This is a genomic window from Pseudomonas trivialis (assembly GCF_001439805.1).
GTDB lineage: Bacteria > Pseudomonadota > Gammaproteobacteria > Pseudomonadales > Pseudomonadaceae > Aquipseudomonas > Aquipseudomonas trivialis.
The window spans coordinates 221,639-239,050 of sequence record NZ_JYLK01000001.1 but is presented as its reverse complement, the minus strand read 5'-3'; the positions used below and the strand labels follow the sequence as shown (position 1 = coordinate 239,050).

Genomic DNA, 17,412 nt, shown 5'->3' with positions numbered 1-17,412 from the left:
ATGCGGCCCTGGAGGTCGTAGTGACGCCAACCTGTGGATATACTCGGCCCTTGCAAGTGCAAGAACCGCAGTCTTGACGGGCTGCTGTGCCAAAACGCCGTTGGGTGCCATCCAGCCGATTTGGCAGAGTTTCCCTTCAGTACGCCTTACGAGAAACGCATTGAGCGGTGTATGTTGATGCTGAAACGTTTTTTCGCAAGACGGCTATCCATTTGAAATACCCATGAAGCGTCACGGGTCAGAGGCACCCTCGGCATGATCGAACTCGAACAAGAAGATCCAATCCCGCAAGGCGATCTCGCCCTGCAAATCACCGCGCTCCCCCGTGAAACCAACGGTTTTGGCGATATCTTCGGCGGCTGGCTGGTCGCACAGATGGACCTGGCCGGCACGGCAATGGCCAGCAAGGTCGCCGGTGGGCGCGTGGCCACCGTGGCGATTGACCGCATGGCCTTCCTGGTACCGGTGGCGGTGGGCGCACAGTTGTCCTTCTATACCCAGGCCCTGGAAATCGGCCGCAGCTCGATCCAGATGATGGTCGAAGTGTGGAGCGACGACCCGTTGTCCAGCGAATGGCGCAAGGTGACCGAGGCGGTCTTCGTGTTCGTCGCCATCGATGGCAGTGGTCGCACCCGCTCGGTGCCTTCGCGCGCGCGTTAAACCTCGCGCGGTTTTGACGGTCCATTGCCCCATTGCCTGCCATTGAGAGAGCCGTGATATGCCGACGCCCCACGTTGAAACCGTAAAGATCGACGAACTGGACTGCTGGCGTATTCGCCACAACGGCGCCGAACTGATGGTGGCCCAACAGGGCGCGCATATCTTTAGCTATCAGCGTGAAGGCGAGCAGCCGCTGATCTGGCCGAACCCCGAGGCGGTGTTCAAGCAAGGCAAAGGCATTCGTACCGGTGTGCCGGTGTGCTGGCCGTGGTTTGGCGTGTTCGAGCGCAACCCGCAGAGCGTGAAGGCGATGCGCCAGAGCGAACAGCCGGCCGGTGCCCATGGTTTTGTGCGAACTGCGATCTGGGAATTGGCTGCGACCGAACTCGAAGGTGAATCACTGCGTGTGGACCTGGTCCTGCCAGCGCCAGCCGGCGGCTTCCCCGGCTGGCCCCATCAGGTCGACCTGAAGCTGAGCCTGCTGCTGGACGACCAACTGCACATCCGCCTGACCAGCCACAACCGTGACGACCACACCGTGACACTCAGTCAGGCGCTGCACACCTATTTCGCCGTCAGCGATGTGCGCAACGTGCAGGTCGAAGGCGTGGATGGCCTGGCGTATATCGATACCGCCGATGGCTGGACCGGGAAACAGCAGTCCGGCCTGCTACCGTTCGCCGCCGAGACCGACCGTATCTATCTCGACACTCCGACGCAGCTCAACATCGTCGACAACGACTGGCAGCGCCGCATCCAGCTCACCAGCCAGGGCTCCCACTCCACCGTCATCTGGAACCCGTGGACCGAACGCGCCAAGGCCTTCGACGACATGGCCGACGATGGCTGGCAGGGAATGTTGTGCATCGAGACGGCGAATGTGCTGGATGATGTGGTGGCATTGGCCCCGGGCGAAAGCCACTCCCTGGCCGTGAGCATCACAGCCGTCCCCCTGTAAACCCGATTCCATGTGGGAGCTGGCTTGCCTGCGATAGCATCACCTCGGTATTACTGACACACCGAGGCCTCTGCATCGCAGGCAAGCCAGCGCCCGCACGGGCAGGTTTCTTACAGGTCGGATTCCTTCACTACACGGACCTTCCCCGCATCCAGCGCATACGCCGCGTCCGCCAAATCGTTATTCACCTTCTCCACCTTCAGCGTCCCCGTGACCCACAGCGGCGTGTAGATATCATCCAGCTTCAGCCCCTTGGGATAGCGCACCAGCACCAACTGGTTGGGCGGCGGTGGCGGCACGTGGATACACGCGCCCGGGTATGGCACCAGGAAGAACAGCGTACTGCGGCCCTTGGCATCGGTTTCCAGCGGCACCGGGTAGCCGCCAATGCGGATGTTCTTGCCGTTCATGGCAGCCACGGTCTTGGTGGAATACATCACCGCCGGCAACCCCTTGCTTTGCTTGAGGCCACCCTTGTCAGTGAATGTGCCTTGGGCTTCGGGGGAGTTGTGGTCGATCTCGGGCATGGCTTCGAGGGCTTTCTGGTCCGACAGGGGCATCAGGTCGAGCCAGTCGGTTTCCGGCAGTTCACCGGCGTGCGCCAGGCCTGAGCCCAGCAAGAGGAGTGTCAGCAGTAGACGGCGCATGGAGAAGCTCGGCAAGTTCAAGTGCCGAGTATTCTAGCCCTCTGCGCCTGCGCAGCGCAGAGGACTTTGTCGGCTGATTACTTCCTTTTGATCAGGCCGTAGATCACCAGCAGCACGATGGCACCGACCAGTGCACCGATGAAGCCAGCGCCTTGACCGGCCTGGTAGATACCCAGCGCCTGACCACCGTAGGTCGCGGCCAGGGAGCCGGCGATACCCAGCAGGATGGTCATGATCCAGCCCATGCTGTCGTCGCCGGGCTTGAGGAAGCGCGCCAGCAGGCCGACGATCAAGCCGATAAAGATGGTTCCGATGATACCCATGGCATTTCCCTCTGATTGGTGTGAGTCATGCCAAAGCCTGGTCAGGCTTTGCCATCCTGCAATCAGAGGGACAGCGACGACCAATGGTTCCCGCCATTGCCAGGCTTATTGTTCGGCGATCAGCGCTTCGACCTTGAGGATCTGCGCCTGCAGCGTCGCACGGTCCTTGCAACGCAGGTTGGCGTGACCGACCTTGCGCCCGGCCTTGAAGGCCTTGCCGTAGTGATGCAGGTGGCAATCATCGATGGCAATTACACGCTCCACGGGCGGCACCGAACCGATGAAATTGAGCATGGCGCTCTCGCCGATCTTGGCCGTGGAGCCCAACGGCAAGCCCGCTACCGCCCGCAGGTGGTTTTCGAACTGGCTGCACTCGGCGCCTTCGGTGGTCCAGTGCCCGGAGTTGTGCACCCGTGGCGCGATTTCGTTGGCCTTGAGGCCACCGTCCACTTCAAAGAACTCGAAAGCCATCACGCCGACGTAGTCCAGCTGCTTGAGCACGCGGCTGGAATAGTCTTCGGCCAGGGCCTGCAACGGGTGCTCGGTGCTGGCCACGGACAGCTTGAGGATGCCGCTGTCGTGGGTGTTGTGCACCAGCGGGTAGAAACGGGTTTCGCCATCACGGGCACGCACGGCGATCAGTGACACTTCGCCGGTGAACGGCACGAAGCCTTCGAGCAGGCAGGCGACGCTGCCCAGCTCGGCGAAGGTGCCCACCACGTCGGCCTCGGTGCGCAGCACCTTCTGGCCCTTGCCGTCGTAACCCAGGGTGCGGGTCTTGAGCACCGCCGGCAGGCCGATGCGGGCGACGGCGGCGTCCAGGTCCGCCTGGGACTGAATGTCGGCGAAGTCCGGGGTCGGAATACCCAGGTCCTTGAACATGCTTTTTTCGAACCAGCGGTCGCGCGCAATGCGCAGTGCTTCGGCGCTCGGGTACACCGGCACGAATTGCGACAGGAACGCCACCGTTTCAGCCGGGACACTTTCGAACTCGAAGGTCACCAGGTCGACTTCCTCGGCCAGTTGGCGCAGGTGATCCGGGTCACTGTAGTCAGCGCGCAGGTGTTCACCCAGGGCGGCCGCGCAGGCGTCCGGCGCAGGGTCCAGGAAAGCGAAGTTCATCCCCAGCGGGGTGCCCGCCAGAGCCAGCATACGACCCAGTTGGCCGCCACCGATTACACCGATTTTCATCAATAACAACCTCAGGCGATGCGTGGGTCTGGATTGTCCAGCACGCTGTCTGTCTGCTCGGCACGGAATTTTTTCAGCACCGCGTGAAATTGCGGGTGCTTGGCGCCCAGGATGCTGGCCGCCAGCAAGGCGGCGTTGATCGCGCCGGCCTTGCCGATCGCCAGCGTCGCCACCGGGATGCCGGCGGGCATCTGCACGATGGACAACAGCGAGTCCACGCCCGAGAGCATCGACGACTGCACCGGCACCCCAAGCACAGGCAGGTGGGTCTTGGCCGCACACATGCCCGGCAAATGCGCCGCACCGCCGGCCCCGGCGATGATCACCTCGATGCCACGGGATTCTGCTTCATCGGCATACTGGAACAGCAGGTCCGGAGTGCGGTGGGCGGAGACCACCTTCACTTCGTACGCAATGCCGAGTTTTTCCAGCATATCGGCGGTGTGGCTAAGGGTGGACCAATCGGACTTGGAGCCCATGATCACGCCAACCAATGCACTCATCGTCGTGCCTCTTCTCTCTGGGCGCCCGCAGGCGCGTCAAAAAACAACAAGCCACGCAGGAAGTCCGGCGTGGCTTGGTGTACGAAATAAGGCCGGTTGGACCGGCCGAAGGCCGCGCAGTATACCGTAATAATCGGGATAAACAGCCCCTTGGATGACCATCTGTCCAGCGGTGCAAAGTGGCGGTTTTATTGACTTAAGAGTCAGTCCAAAGCACCGCAAAATAGTGTGGGAGGGGGCTTGCTCCCGATTACGGTGTGTCCTGTGTTGGGCCCGAGATTGAACTCAGGTGTTTTGCGCGGCGCCCCCTTCGAGCTTGCGCCACAACAACCGTACATTCGCCTTGCGCACCAATGCGCAGCGATACAGGCGAATCTCCAGCGGCACATGCCACTGCGGCCCGCCACACACCACCAACTCGCCTCGGGCCAATTCTGCCCGTACGCTCAGTTGCGGCACCCAGGCAATGCCCAGGCCTTCCAGCGCCATGCTCTTGAGGCTGTCGGCCATCGCGGTTTCGTACACGGTGGTGAAGCGCAGCGCGCGCTGGCGCAGCAGCAAATGCACCGAGCGCCCGAGGAATGCGCCGGCGCTGTAGGCCAGCAGCGGCACGCTGCCCTCACCCTCCAGATCGAACAGCGGCTTGCCATCAGCATCGGCGGCGCACACCGGGAGCATTTCGGTGTTGCCCAGGTGCAGCGAGGGGAAGATCTCGGCGTCCATCTGCATCGCGGCATCCGGGTCGTAGAACGCCAGCATCAGGTCGCAGCCGCCTTCACGCAGGGCGTGCACGGCGTCGCCGACGTTGGTGGCGACCAGCCGCGTGGCGATGTTCAAACCTTCGTTGCGCAGTTGGGCGATCCAGCGCGGGAAGAAGCCCAGCGCCAGGGAGTGGGCGGCGGCCACTTGCATGACTTCGCCCTGCCCGCCTTCCAGATGATGCAAATGGCGCAGCACTTCGCCCAGTTGTTCGACCACCGTACGCGCGGTGACCAGAAACAGTTGCCCCGCCGCCGTCAGCTCCACCGGCGTACGTGAACGGTTGACCAACGTCAGGCCCAACGCGGCCTCCAGGCTGCGAATTCGCCGACTGAACGCCGGCTGGGTGACGAACCGCCGCTCCGCCGCCTGGGAAAAGCTGCGCGTCGCCGCCAGGGCGCTGAAGTCTTCCAGCCATTTGCTCTCAAGGTTCATCACTGCCTCCCAAGGTCACGCACCCATTTGGCACACACGCCCATCATGATAGCCGGGTCACGCCGACATTATGCCGTTTGTGCATAGCCCAGTGTTTAACAGCATTGGCCCAAAAACGCCCACACGCCTAGCATTCGCAGCGTTCCGGCCTGTTCCGGGTCCTTATCGAGATGATTTCCGTCATGTCCTCCGCTGCATCATTCCGCACAGAAAAAGACCTGCTTGGCGTACTCGAAGTACCCGCCCAAGCGTACTACGGCATCCAGACCCTGCGAGCGGTGAACAACTTCCGCCTCTCGGGCGTTCCGATTTCGCATTACCCGAAATTGGTGGTCGGTCTGGCAATGGTCAAGCAGGCGGCGGCGGATGCCAACCGCGAGCTGGGCCAGCTCAGCGACGCCAAGCACGCGGCCATCAGCGAAGCCTGTGCCCGCCTGATCCGCGGCGATTTCCACGAAGAGTTCGTGGTGGACATGATTCAAGGCGGCGCCGGCACTTCAACCAATATGAATGCCAACGAAGTCATCGCCAATATCGCGCTGGAGGCCATGGGTCACCAGAAGGGCGAATACCAGTACCTGCATCCCAACAATGACGTGAACATGGCGCAGTCGACCAACGACGCCTACCCCACCGCGATCCGCCTGGGTCTGCTGCTGGGCCATGACGCGCTGCTGGCCAGCCTCGACAGCCTGATCCAGGCCTTCGCCGCCAAGGGCGTGGAGTTCGGCCATGTGCTAAAAATGGGCCGCACCCAGTTGCAGGACGCCGTGCCGATGACCCTCGGCCAGGAATTCCGCGCCTTCGCCACTACCCTCGGTGAAGACCTGGCCCGCCTGAAAACCCTGGCGCCAGAGCTGTTGACCGAAGTGAACCTGGGCGGCACCGCCATCGGTACCGGCATCAACGCCGACCCGCGTTATCAGGCCCTGGCCGTGCAACGCCTGGCCGTTATCAGCGGCCAGCCAGTGGTTCCGGCCGCCGACCTGATCGAAGCCACTTCCGACATGGGCGCCTTCGTGCTGTTCTCCGGCATGCTCAAGCGTACCGCCGTGAAGCTGTCGAAGATCTGCAACGACCTGCGCCTGCTGTCCAGCGGCCCACGCACCGGCATCAACGAGATCAACCTGCCGGCCCGCCAGCCAGGCAGCTCGATCATGCCCGGCAAGGTCAACCCGGTGATCCCGGAAGCCGTGAACCAGGTGGCATTTCAGGTGATCGGCAACGACCTGGCGCTGACCATGGCGGCCGAAGGCGGCCAACTGCAGTTGAACGTGATGGAGCCGCTGATCGCCTTCAAGATCTTCGACTCGATCCGCCTGCTGCAACGCGCCATGGACATGCTGCGCGAACACTGCATCGTCGGCATCACCGCCAACGAAGCGCGCTGCCGCGAACTGGTGGAGCACTCCATCGGCCTGGTCACCGCGCTGAACCCCTACATCGGCTACGAAAACGCCACCCGCATTGCGCGAATCGCCCTTGAAAGCGGTCGCGGCGTGCTGGAACTGGTGCGCGAAGAAGGCTTGCTCGACGACGCCATGCTCGACGACATCCTGCGCCCGGAAAACATGATTGCTCCACGCTTGGTGCCGCTGAAGGCCTAAGTGTTTGTTGCACCGCTCACCAGGCTGAGGGACTAGACACCTCTCACCTTTTGAGGGCCTGAAGGCTCGTTCTTCAGGCTCTTTTTTTTGCCTGTCATTGCGCTGCTTATATAAAGCCCTTGCCTTCATCTACTGCGTTTCATATAAAAACATTTCCCCCTTACTTCCTTTCAGCGTTCGCCTGGGACGGTGGGCCAGTCAACGCATGTAGTGGCTGGTATGGCGCATTCGCGAGCAAGCCCACTCCCACAGGGGTTGTGCGCTGGCAATTGGCTTTTGCTGATGCATCAACCGCTGACGATCAGCAAAGAACTGCGGTGATCCAAGGTCCCCATGCTGTCGATAAGTATGGGTTTACATCTCTAAAGTAGTCGATACTGGTCATGGTTGAGAAACCTCATAAATTTTATCTCCCAAAATGCTCGCCCCCTCCACCAACATAAGTCGTACCCACCCAAGCGCCAGCTCCTATTACTGTCACCACCCGGACTGCCCCCTATACCTGTAGTAGCCCTAGCGCCATGTTGCGAATGTTCGCGGGTATTCATTACGCTACCTGGATTGCAGCAGCGCGAACACCACTCCCAACCAAACCCCTCCCCCAATCATCATTACTGCTTTAATTTGCAATAGCCGCTTGAGGCGGGAAGGAAAATTTTCAGCATCCGTAGGGTCCAAATCACCAAGGCGGATGTGTGTTTTTGGCAGGGTGACCATTCCTGTGAATTTTACGATTTCCAAAAGGGACCAGATCAAACCCCGGCGCCCCAAACTCGGTCCCCACAGGTAGACATAACGGCTGTGCTTCAATGCCTCTTTTATGGCATCCAGATGACGACTGCGCAGATACAAACTGTATATAACGTTGACTATCGCAAGCAGGATTGGTCCACCTGTAGCGATGAGTGCAACCCACGGGGACCAGGTGTCGATACTGGTCATAGTTGATTAATTTCATAAATTATCTCACCCATATATTCACCTTCCCTCTCCCCAACCGTTGTACCGACCCACGCCCCAGCCCCTATTATGGCAGCGACGCAGACAACACCTCCTATACCCGTAGAAACACCAAGCGCTACGCAAATAGGGGCACTAACGTACTTACCTATCTCTCCGCCTATATAACCACCCGTCGTGGCCCCTGCGAACTTACCGCTCTCTGTAAACTTAACCTTTTCGCAAGCAGCTCCAGATTCACCATTACATATTTGCTGAACAGCCAGCAGCGAAGCCCCCCCACCAAGGCCAATACCGATGTAACCACCGGCCTTCATATACTTCGTGGCACGACTGACCGCTTCCACATGCGCGGCATACCCCGGAATCTGACCCGGCCCACCTGCCTTGTCCCAGTGATGCACCAAGCTGCGACTGGATATACCCAGGGCCGTTTTCAACTTGGGGTGATCGCCCAAGGTTGTCTGGCCGCGCAGGCCCGTGGAGTTGAGCAAATGAGCATCCAGCTGATTCATCAACCGCTGGCGATCAGCAAAGAACTGCGGTGACCTAAGGTGCCCGTGCTGCCGATAGCTGTCCTGATGGAGGCGTTCCATGGCCTGCAGCGTGTCGCGCAAGTTGCTCAGGTGTTTTTCCATCACCACCGCACTGACACCTAACCAGGTTGAGGTCTGCCCGATGAAACTGGCGATTTCAGCTCCATGGCAAAAGTGTGGCTTCCAGCGCCTCGCGGGTCATGCTCTCGGGAACGATATAGAAGCCAGGCTCCTGGCCGTGCGCACCACTGAATGTCGTTGGCGCTGTACGAGCGGACGGCACGAAACCAGATTGACGCGGTGCTACAGGGCTGCCATTTCCAGCTGATGCATTCGATGAAGCAACTCGCTGCCCCATGGGTGATGCGGCGCTCTGGTTTTCGTAGGTAGCCGAGTACACCGAGGGAATCAGGCGAGCTCGACAGGGGCAACTGCTGTAGCTGTCCAGCGTGCCAGCGACACGTTTCCCATGACTTTGAATGTGGGAAATACCGCCTTGAATCTGATAAGTCCCTACATGTTTTCCGCAAGTTACTCGGTCTCCTTCGCGCGCGTGGAGAACACCGTGCATATTTACCCTGGGGTCACCATCGAGAATCTCACCGCCGCATGTCGTTTTGTCGCCTAGACCAACAAAGTACCCTTCACTCATTGTTTTGCCCTTTATCCATATGGTGTGCTTTCCTGCTCGTTTCGATAAGAAAACTGACGCGTGACGCATTTCAATCGAGGTAAACGAGCAAGGGAGAGTCAGTGGCAAGCCAAACTTTGGAGAGGGATTTACTGAGGGTAAAGTCGGACGTTTCCGTGAGTTTCGTCGCATAAGTCTGATAGATCTGCGGCGCCCGATGCCGTGCACCGGGCGCGTACTGCTTACTGCGGAGTTTGGCTGCCAGGCTGCATCGCCAGCAGCAGATCATCGATGATGGCTTTGCCCATTTCGCCCAAGTAATGCGAGGCAAACGCAAACCTCTCGGCCCTTGGGTCCATGGCGGCTTCAAGGGAGAGCATTTTGGCGTAGTAGAGCACGTGGGAGGCGTGTTCGAGGGCTTCCACAAGCGGAACCCCGGCGTCGACGCGGAACAGTTTCAGGTGGCTTTTGTTCCGCAGTCTGCGAAGGTGGCAGCGCCGATGGTTTCGGCTGAGGATGGCAGCTGTACGCAGGTTGGAATCCGAGAACAAGCAACTCGGCAGGCGCAAGGCCTCCCACGCACAGCCGCCATAAAGCACAAAAAGCGGGCATAAAAAAGCGTCGACTGATTGTATGACGACGCTGATGAGCAGCGACGCCGCAGAGATTAACCCTTGCACGTGCCCTCGCGACCGGTGGCAAATGGCTGTTGTCGCGAGGGAGCAAGCTCGCCACAGGTAAGCTATTTATGGCCCCCAGCGCGACTTTTCCGATTGACCGTTCCTCGGTCAATTGCGCGCCTTGCAGACGGCTGGCGCTCACCTAGGTATAGTGCCGCCCCTCATCGCGTCTGCGGCCATCGGTTACGGGGCCCGGAACAACGCGAAAGCGCATGAATAACAACACCCGCAAAAGGATTGGGGTCGAAGCGTCGTGCACTGCCTGGTGCCGAGCGATGCATCGTACCGTCCTGCGTTTGCCATTAAAAAATCAGCGAGGAACACTCCATGCTCGAAGTCATCAACGACTTCCTCTCAGGGAAAGTACTGATCGTGCTCATTGTCGGGCTCGGCGGTTATTTCACGATCCGCTCGCGTTTCGTGCAGTTGCGTCACTTTTTCCACATGTTCTCGGTGTTCAAAGACAGCCTGAAGAGCAGCTCCGGCCAGCTCAGCTCGTTCCAGGCGCTGATGCTCAGCCTGGCAGGCCGCGTCGGTGCCGGTAACATCGCAGGCGTCGGCATTGCCGTGACCCTGGGTGGCCCGGGCGCCGTGTTCTGGATGTGGGTCACCGCGCTGGTGGGCATGTCGTCGAGCTTTATCGAATGCTCCCTGGGCCAGTTGTACAAGCGCACCGACGCTGACGGCGCCTACCGTGGCGGCCCGGCTTATTACATCCAGCACGGTCTGCACAAACGCTGGCTGGGCATGGTCATGGCGTTCCTGCTGCTGGTGACCTTCGGCTTTGCCTTCAACGGCCTGCAAGCCCACGCCGTGACCCACTCGCTGAACAATGCCTTCGGCCTCGACACCACTTACACCGGCCTTGCGCTGGCGGTGTTGCTGGGCCTGGTGTTCATCGGCGGGATCAAGCGCATCGCCTCGATCGCCGACCTGCTGGTGCCGGTCAAGACCCTCGTGTACATCGCCGTAACCCTTTACGTGATCGTGCTGCAGTTCGACCACGTACCGGCCATGCTCGCGACCATCGTCAAGAGCGCGTTCGGCCTCGACCAGGCCTTCGGTGGCCTGGTGGGCAGCGCGATCATCATGGGCGTAAAACGCGGCGTGTTCGCCAACGAAGCAGGTCTGGGCAGTGCGCCCAACGTGGCCGCCGTCGCCTCGGTAGAGCACCCGATTGCCCAGGGCGTGGTGCAAGCGTTCAGCGTGTTCCTCGACACCTTCGTGATCTGCACCTGCACCGCGCTGCTGATCCTGCTCTCCGGCTTCTACACCCCGGGCTTTGAAGGCGACGGCATTGCCCTGACCCAGAACTCCCTGGCCGCCGTGGTCGGTGACTGGGGCCGCATGTTCATCTCGGTAGCGCTGGCGTTGTTCGTGTTCACCTCGATCATGTACAACTACTACCTGGGCGAGAGCAACCTGCGCTTTCTGGTCGGCAATAACCGCAAGGTGTTGATGGGCTATCGCGCGCTGGTGCTGGTGCTGATCTTCTGGGGTTCGATCGAGAACCTGAGCACCGTATTCGCCTTCGCCGACATCACCATGACCCTGCTCGCGTTCGTCAACCTGTTCGCCCTGGCGTTCCTGTTCAAGATCGCCATGCGCATCCTGAACGACTACGACAACCAGCGCGCAGCGGGCATCAAGACGCCGGTGTTCGACTCCAGCCAGTTCCCGGACCTGGACCTCGACCGCAGCGCCTGGCCGGCCAATCCTGTGAAACCGCAGGAAGCGCCAGCAGCTGAACTGAGCGCGCACCCACAGCGCTGAGCCTAGAGAAATGACACGCCGCCCGGCCTTGGGCATGCTCGGGGCCCGGCGGCGTTTTTCGTTCAGGAGATTCTTCGATGCAATCAGCCAACAACGTGATGGTGCTCTACACCGGCGGCACCATCGGCATGCAGGCCAGCGCCAACGGCCTGGCACCTGCTTCGGGTTTTGAAGCGCGCATGCGTGAGCAACTTGCCGATGCGCACGTGCCCGCGTGGCGCTTTCAGGAAATGGCGCCGCTGATCGACAGCGCCAACATGACCCCCGCCTACTGGCAGCGCCTGCGCACCGCGGTGATCGACGCGACGGACGCCGGTTGCGACGCCGTGCTGATCCTGCACGGCACCGACACCCTGGCCTACAGCGCCGCCGCCATGAGCTTCCAACTGCTGGGCCTGCCGGTGCCGGTGGTGTTCACCGGCTCGATGCTGCCGGCGGGCGTGCCCGACAGCGATGCCTGGGAGAACGTCAGCGGCGCCCTCGCCGCGCTGGGTACAGGCCTGGCGCCGGGTGTGCACCTGCACTTTCACGGCGCGCTGCTGGCACCCACCGCGTGCGCGAAAGTCCGCAGTTTCGGGCGCAATCCCTTTGCAGCCCTCAAGCGTCAGGGCGGCGTGGCACGCGCTACCGCTCTCCCGGCGGCGCTGGATTATCGCCAGCCGAAAACCCTGGCCAGCGTCGGCGTGCTGCCGCTGGTGCCGGGCATCGGCGCTGCGCAGTTGGACGGCCTGATCGACAGCGGCATTCACGGGCTGATTCTCGAATGCTTCGGCAGCGGCACCGGCCCCAGCGACGACCCCGATTTCCTCGCCGGCCTCCAGCGGGCGCAGGACAAGGAAATTGTCGTAGTCGCGATCACCCAATGCCATGAAGGCGGCGTGGAACTGGACATCTACGAAGCCGGCAGCCGCCTGCGCGGTGTGGGCGTGCTGTCGGGTGGCGGCATGACCCGCGAAGCGGCGTTCGGCAAACTCAACGCGCTGCTGGGTGCCGGGCTGGATCACGCCGAAGTGCGGCGCCTGGTGGAAGGCAACCTGTGCGGTGAGCTGGGCTGAGGCCCGCCCTTACATAATCACCGCCCTCCTGACCGAGCGGTTCCTAGTATGGCAACACCCCAGGCATGCCCTCGGGTTGTTTCCATTCCCAGGCTCGTCAGGAGTTTTCCATGGCTTCAACGCTTCCCCCACGCCCCAACCTTGCCGCCACGCTGCTGGCACAACTGTCAGTCGGCCCCTCGTTTCGAGACGTCGCCGCCGTGCTGCTGCGCGAGCAACTGCGCGAACGCTACCCGACGCTGGACATCGACCCCGAAAACACACTGGTCGGCACTCCCGTATGGGAAATCGTCGAAGACCAGGTGGTGGCCCGCCCGCCACAGTTCCAGGCACTGACCGATGTACTGGCCAGGCAGGCGGTGCTGGCGGTACCGGCGCTCTACATCGAAGGCGAACACTTCCTCACCCGGCAACCGGTGGCCGACCCGCCCGTGCATTTGCCGGTGCGCATCGACGAAATCGCTGGCCTGACCAATGTGCTGGCGCCAGTGATGATCAGCGGCTACAAAGACCAGCAACTCGCCTACTGGAACGCGAGCAATGGCAACGACACGCCGCACTGGCAACAACTGGCCGCTACCTTGCGGCAAATGTGGAACGTGGATCGCATCGAGGGCTGGGCAGAACCGGACTGCATCATGGCTCGCCAGCTATTCCGCACTCCGGATCAGACAAGCAGGCGCGCCCAGGACCCCTACGGCACCCGCGCCTACCTTCTGGAGATGGAAGCCGTCGACGAGCAGGGCCAGGCTCGCCACCTCTACGAACACCTGATCACGGTGCTGGTCGGCACCCAGGACAATAAGACAGTAATTCTCACCCACTCACTGCTCGATGGCTTTGACCGCTTCACTTCCTTTGATCAACTGGGTGCCGCGCTACCAGGCACTCTGGACTCGTCGATCGACCACGGCAACGTGCAATGGCGACTGGTGGAGCCGGCCGGCGATTATTTCGACTACCTGGCGTGCGCACTGATCGCGGTGCAGATCGAAGCCATCAACAGGCTGGACTTTTCCGACGTGCGTTACGGCCACGCCAGCGCCGCGCCACTCGCTGGGCCGCCCAACGCTGCGGTAGCCGGCGCAGGCGTCGACCTGGGGCAGTACGAACAAGCCTTGCCCGACTGGTTGAAGTCGGCCAGCACCCCGGACCTGAACGCCAGTTCACGCCACCTCAAAGACCTGGCGACCCTGCATCGTCTTAATGAGGGCAAGACCTATCTGGACGCAATCGCATCGATCCAGACCTACGCCCTCAACCAACTGAACGCCGAAATGCTCAAGGACCACCCCGCCGCAGGCCCACACCTGCTGGAGAAAGTCGAGCTGGTGGTCAAGAGCCCGGTGGTGTGGGGCGCGTTTACCCTGCCAGGGCGAATCGATACGACGGTGTTGAGCCTCACAGAACTGGCCCTGCAAAACCTGATCGCCGTGCCTCTGGGAAACAAGACCCTGCGGCGCACCAAGGGTGGCGTACTGCCGGCCTGGCTCACCGTCGAGTATGTGGAAAGCCTGGTCAAACGCGCCGACATCGGCAGCACTTACCCGGCCCTGATCAACCGTACGCTGCTGCAGGATGCAGAAGAGTGCGCGCGGCGTCGCACGCTCTACACCCAGCACCTGCAGGTACAACTGCCGTTGCTGGCACTGCAATGCAAGATACGCGGGCAGCACGGAATTGATGAGCGCGGTTACCGCTATGTGGCCGCGCTGATGCAGGCCCAGGTTGCGGACCGCGTGGTGGACGAGCAACCCATCGTGATCCGTGAGTTGGCGTTTGTGCCGCAACGTCGCACCGACGCAGCACCGGACAAAGTGAGCAATATGTACATCATCGGCCCAAAAGATTCCGGCGCCGGTCCCTGCCTGCTCTACCGACCCTTGCTTGACCCGCCGCTGATCCAATACCCGTCCACGGCCAACGCGCTGTATGCCATCCAGCAATCGTCGCAACTGCGCGAAGCGGTGCTGGCCTGGTTGCCCGACGAGGTGCGCGCGGACTACAACCGCTACGTATTCCCCGGTGCGCTGCCGTCACCCTGGGCCGTCGCGGACTTCCTGGTCGAACCGCTCAAACTGTGGACCCTGAGCGGGCCGATGGCGCTGGGCGAGCACGCCCTCGATGGCGATATCTTCGCCACCCTGTACACCGCCAACACGCATGCGCTGGTAAGCCTGGCCGACCGCCAGTCGGTCTCAAACGCTCAGGCACGCTGGGAAACCTTCAAGCGGGCCGGCTGGCTGATCTTCAACGCCGCCTTGCCGTTCATGGGCTCCACCGTTGGCGCCGCAGCGTGGATCTGGCAAGTCATGGACCAACTGCAAGCGGTGGCTGACGCCCAGACACACCGCCAGTCACCCTGGGCCGCCCTCAGTGACTTGCTGCTCAACCTCGGCATGGCCGTCTCATTGCTCGTCGCCACCCGCTCGACGCCACAGCGACGCGCAGCAACCAAACTACCCGCACCGCCCTCCAGGCCCTCATCGCCCAAGCCGGCATCGATCAAGCAACTGGCGGATATCGCTGCCGACAGTCCGAGCGCCGCAGCAACCCGACCATTGCTGACTGCTGGCGCGATCAACCGCACGCAGTCCCGTCTGAGCGAAGTGCTCGACCGCTTCAAGGTCACCAAACCCGACAACCTGGGCGAGCCGATCAGTGCCGAAGGCCCCTACGTGAACCTCTACACTGATGGCGACACCTATTACGCCCCGGTCGGCACACGCTGGTTCGAAGTACAGGTCGATGAAGGCGATGCAGTGCAGATCATCGACCCCAGCGATCCAGAGCGTACCGGCCCACCGTTGATCGGCAACCGCCAGGGTGCCTGGTTCATCGACACTCGACTGCGTCTGCGCGGCGGCGGGCCGAAAGTGCAGATCCGCAAGGCCAAGGCGCTGGCGCAAAAACGCGCCGACGAATTGCGTCAACAGTTGAGCGCGTTCGAACAGGACAAGAAAAACGCCCAGACCCAATTGCAACGCGCGCGCCAAGCCATGGATGAAGCGCCCTCAACCTCTGCGCAGGCCAGGCGCCAGGCGTACCAGCAGACCCTCGCCACCCAGCGCGACGCCTATGAAGCAGCCCTGCAGAAACTCAAGGAGCTGAACGTGCACGCGCCCACGCCGGACTATGCCCAAAAGGCGCTCAACTACCTCAAGGCCCAAACCGAACTCAGCCGCGAGGATATCCGCCAGGCCATGACCCGCTTCACACCCATGCTGCGCAGCGTACTTGATCAAATAGAACGCGAGGATGCCACGCCGCAGCAACGCGACATTGCCAATGCGCAGGAAATGAGTGACATGAATCGGCAGATGATCCAGCGCCTGGACTACATGCAGGGACGCTTTGATGAATTGCGCAAACTGCAGCGTGACGGCATACGCCTGATCACCACGATCAAGGGCTCATTGCCGGCCTTCAGCAGCGACTACCTCAAGGCGTTGCAGGTATTGCTCGGCCGAGACCTGTGCCTGTCGGCCGTAACTCGGCAATCCCTGCCAGACGCCTGGAAGACCCTGAGCAACATTATTGACAGCGCCGAAGTTGCGATCCAATGCCTGCACGATACTCTGGACGAACGCAGTGAGAGCCGTCTCGACGAGCGCTTTGATACCCTGAGCAGCCTGATCGAACAATTCGATCTGGTGAACGAGCGCCTGCAGGATTTTCACTCACTGTACGCCACGCATATCGAGGCCGAACCGTTCGAGAACCTGCGCCGCCAACTGATGGAATTCAACCAGCGCACCAGCACGCAACTGGCGGTGCTCAGTGCCGAAAGGGAAACCTTCAGAAACCGCCCCAGCCCGCTCGCCCCACCGCCACGGCCGAAGAAAAGGTTCATTCGCACCCGATTCGACGGCATGCTGATCGGCGAGCCGCGCTTGAGCGATGTCGGTCTCGAGACAGGCCTGGTGGATATCCTGTCGCCGTTCACCCATAAAGTCGTCGCCACCTATCATGAAAAAACACCGGGTATGTGGGTCGAGCATCTCCCCTCGTCATTGGCCAGCCCGGCCACGATCGACGTACACACCAGTACCCGCACAGGCCAGGCACTGCTTGATGAACTGCCGGCATTGCGCCAACGCCTGCAGCGCCTGGCGCAACAGCCCGAACGCAGCCCCCTGGGGATCGAATGGGCCTACAACCAACAGGCCAAAATGCTCGAGGACGCCGCCAGTGCCATTGAGCGCGCCTTGACCCAAAGCAATGCCACCGACGCCTCACAACTACCCGCCAGCACGGTCAGCAAGGCGCTGAGCGAGGCGGTGGCCGAGCTCTATCGGCTGAGCAATGAGCAGGTGCTGACGCTGTTCAAGCAGCGCCCGCCCACCGTATCCGCTGTCGAATGGCTCAAACGGCATAACGCAATCACCCTCAAGAAAACCGTGACCCGACGCCGACTCAAAAACCTGCATCCCGACTATCTGGACGAATACACCATCACCGACCAGAGCAACCACCAGGTGCTCTGGTACGCGCACTTTCACTACAGCGCCAGTTGGACACCAGCGCGCGCCTATCTCTCGGCGCGCTTGAAAACCGTGGAAGAACATCGCTTGGGGGCTGCGGCCGACCTACTCCGCAACGGGTCGAGCGAAGCGCAGAAGCTTGCGTTTTACCGCAGTGAAATAAGCCTTGAACAAGCCCGGCAGCTGTTCTTCCAGTGATCGCACTCACGC

The 17,412-nt window shown here is 61.3% G+C and carries 12 protein-coding genes and 2 pseudogenes; 6 read left to right on the top strand and 8 right to left on the bottom strand.

Going from position 1 to position 17,412, the window contains the following annotated elements; genetic code table 11:
• Positions 1 to 255 precede the first annotated feature (255 nt).
• Entirely contained in the window at positions 256 to 660 is a 405-nt protein-coding gene (locus TU79_RS01050) for an acyl-CoA thioesterase (protein ID WP_003176975.1), read from the top strand.
• Positions 661 to 718: 58 nt separating this feature from the next.
• Positions 719 to 1,618: a D-hexose-6-phosphate mutarotase gene (locus tag TU79_RS01045; RefSeq protein ID WP_057006312.1), complete on the top strand. Its 900-nt coding sequence runs from the start codon at positions 719 to 721 to the stop codon at positions 1,616 to 1,618.
• 110 nt (positions 1,619 to 1,728) lie between these two features.
• On the opposite strand, the gene TU79_RS01040 is transcribed toward TU79_RS01045, so the two are convergent.
• The 5 genes from TU79_RS01040 to TU79_RS01020 all read right to left on the bottom strand — a co-directional run bounded on the left by TU79_RS01040 (position 1,729) and on the right by TU79_RS01020 (position 5,476).
• Complete coding sequence (locus tag TU79_RS01040; RefSeq protein WP_050784921.1) at positions 1,729 to 2,265, bottom strand: DUF3299 domain-containing protein; 537 nt, start codon at positions 2,263 to 2,265, stop codon at positions 1,729 to 1,731.
• Between the two features lie 77 nt (positions 2,266 to 2,342).
• Entirely contained in the window at positions 2,343 to 2,588 is a 246-nt protein-coding gene (locus TU79_RS01035; protein WP_057006311.1) for a GlsB/YeaQ/YmgE family stress response membrane protein, read from the bottom strand.
• Positions 2,589 to 2,693: 105 nt separating this feature from the next.
• Positions 2,694 to 3,779, bottom strand: a complete 1,086-nt coding sequence (locus TU79_RS01030) for a 5-(carboxyamino)imidazole ribonucleotide synthase (protein WP_057006310.1) — start codon at positions 3,777 to 3,779, stop codon at positions 2,694 to 2,696.
• Between the two features lie 11 nt (positions 3,780 to 3,790).
• Entirely contained in the window at positions 3,791 to 4,282 is a 492-nt protein-coding gene (gene purE, locus TU79_RS01025; RefSeq protein WP_003231730.1) for a 5-(carboxyamino)imidazole ribonucleotide mutase, read from the bottom strand.
• Positions 4,283 to 4,567: 285 nt separating this feature from the next.
• Positions 4,568 to 5,476, bottom strand: a complete 909-nt coding sequence (locus TU79_RS01020; RefSeq protein ID WP_010566930.1) for a LysR substrate-binding domain-containing protein — start codon at positions 5,474 to 5,476, stop codon at positions 4,568 to 4,570.
• Between the two features lie 182 nt (positions 5,477 to 5,658).
• On the opposite strand from TU79_RS01020, the gene aspA reads away from it, so the two are divergent.
• On the top strand, positions 5,659 to 7,083 hold the full coding sequence (gene aspA / locus TU79_RS01015) for an aspartate ammonia-lyase (RefSeq protein WP_057006309.1): 1,425 nt from the start codon (positions 5,659 to 5,661) through the stop codon (positions 7,081 to 7,083).
• 552 nt (positions 7,084 to 7,635) lie between these two features.
• On the opposite strand, the gene TU79_RS01010 is transcribed toward aspA, so the two are convergent.
• The 3 genes and pseudogenes from TU79_RS01010 to TU79_RS01000 all read right to left on the bottom strand — a co-directional run bounded on the left by TU79_RS01010 (position 7,636) and on the right by TU79_RS01000 (position 9,733).
• Entirely contained in the window at positions 7,636 to 8,025 is a 390-nt protein-coding gene (locus tag TU79_RS01010) for a hypothetical protein (RefSeq protein ID WP_057006308.1), read from the bottom strand.
• Positions 8,022 to 9,231 (bottom strand): annotated as a pseudogene (locus TU79_RS01005) (PAAR domain-containing protein). Before TU79_RS01005 ends, TU79_RS01010 begins: the two are co-directional and overlap by 4 nt.
• A gap of 221 nt (positions 9,232 to 9,452) precedes the next feature.
• Positions 9,453 to 9,733: pseudogene (locus TU79_RS01000) on the bottom strand (DUF3077 domain-containing protein).
• 484 nt (positions 9,734 to 10,217) lie between these two features.
• On the opposite strand from TU79_RS01000, the gene TU79_RS00995 reads away from it, so the two are divergent.
• The 3 genes from TU79_RS00995 to TU79_RS00985 all read left to right on the top strand — a co-directional run bounded on the left by TU79_RS00995 (position 10,218) and on the right by TU79_RS00985 (position 17,400).
• Complete coding sequence (locus TU79_RS00995) at positions 10,218 to 11,663, top strand: alanine/glycine:cation symporter family protein (protein ID WP_057006307.1); 1,446 nt, start codon at positions 10,218 to 10,220, stop codon at positions 11,661 to 11,663.
• A 77-nt stretch (positions 11,664 to 11,740) separates the two neighbouring features.
• On the top strand, positions 11,741 to 12,718 hold the full coding sequence (locus tag TU79_RS00990; protein ID WP_057006306.1) for an asparaginase: 978 nt from the start codon (positions 11,741 to 11,743) through the stop codon (positions 12,716 to 12,718).
• A gap of 110 nt (positions 12,719 to 12,828) precedes the next feature.
• Positions 12,829 to 17,400: a hypothetical protein gene (locus TU79_RS00985; protein ID WP_057006305.1), complete on the top strand. Its 4,572-nt coding sequence runs from the start codon at positions 12,829 to 12,831 to the stop codon at positions 17,398 to 17,400.
• The last annotated feature ends 12 nt before the right edge of the window (positions 17,401 to 17,412 follow it).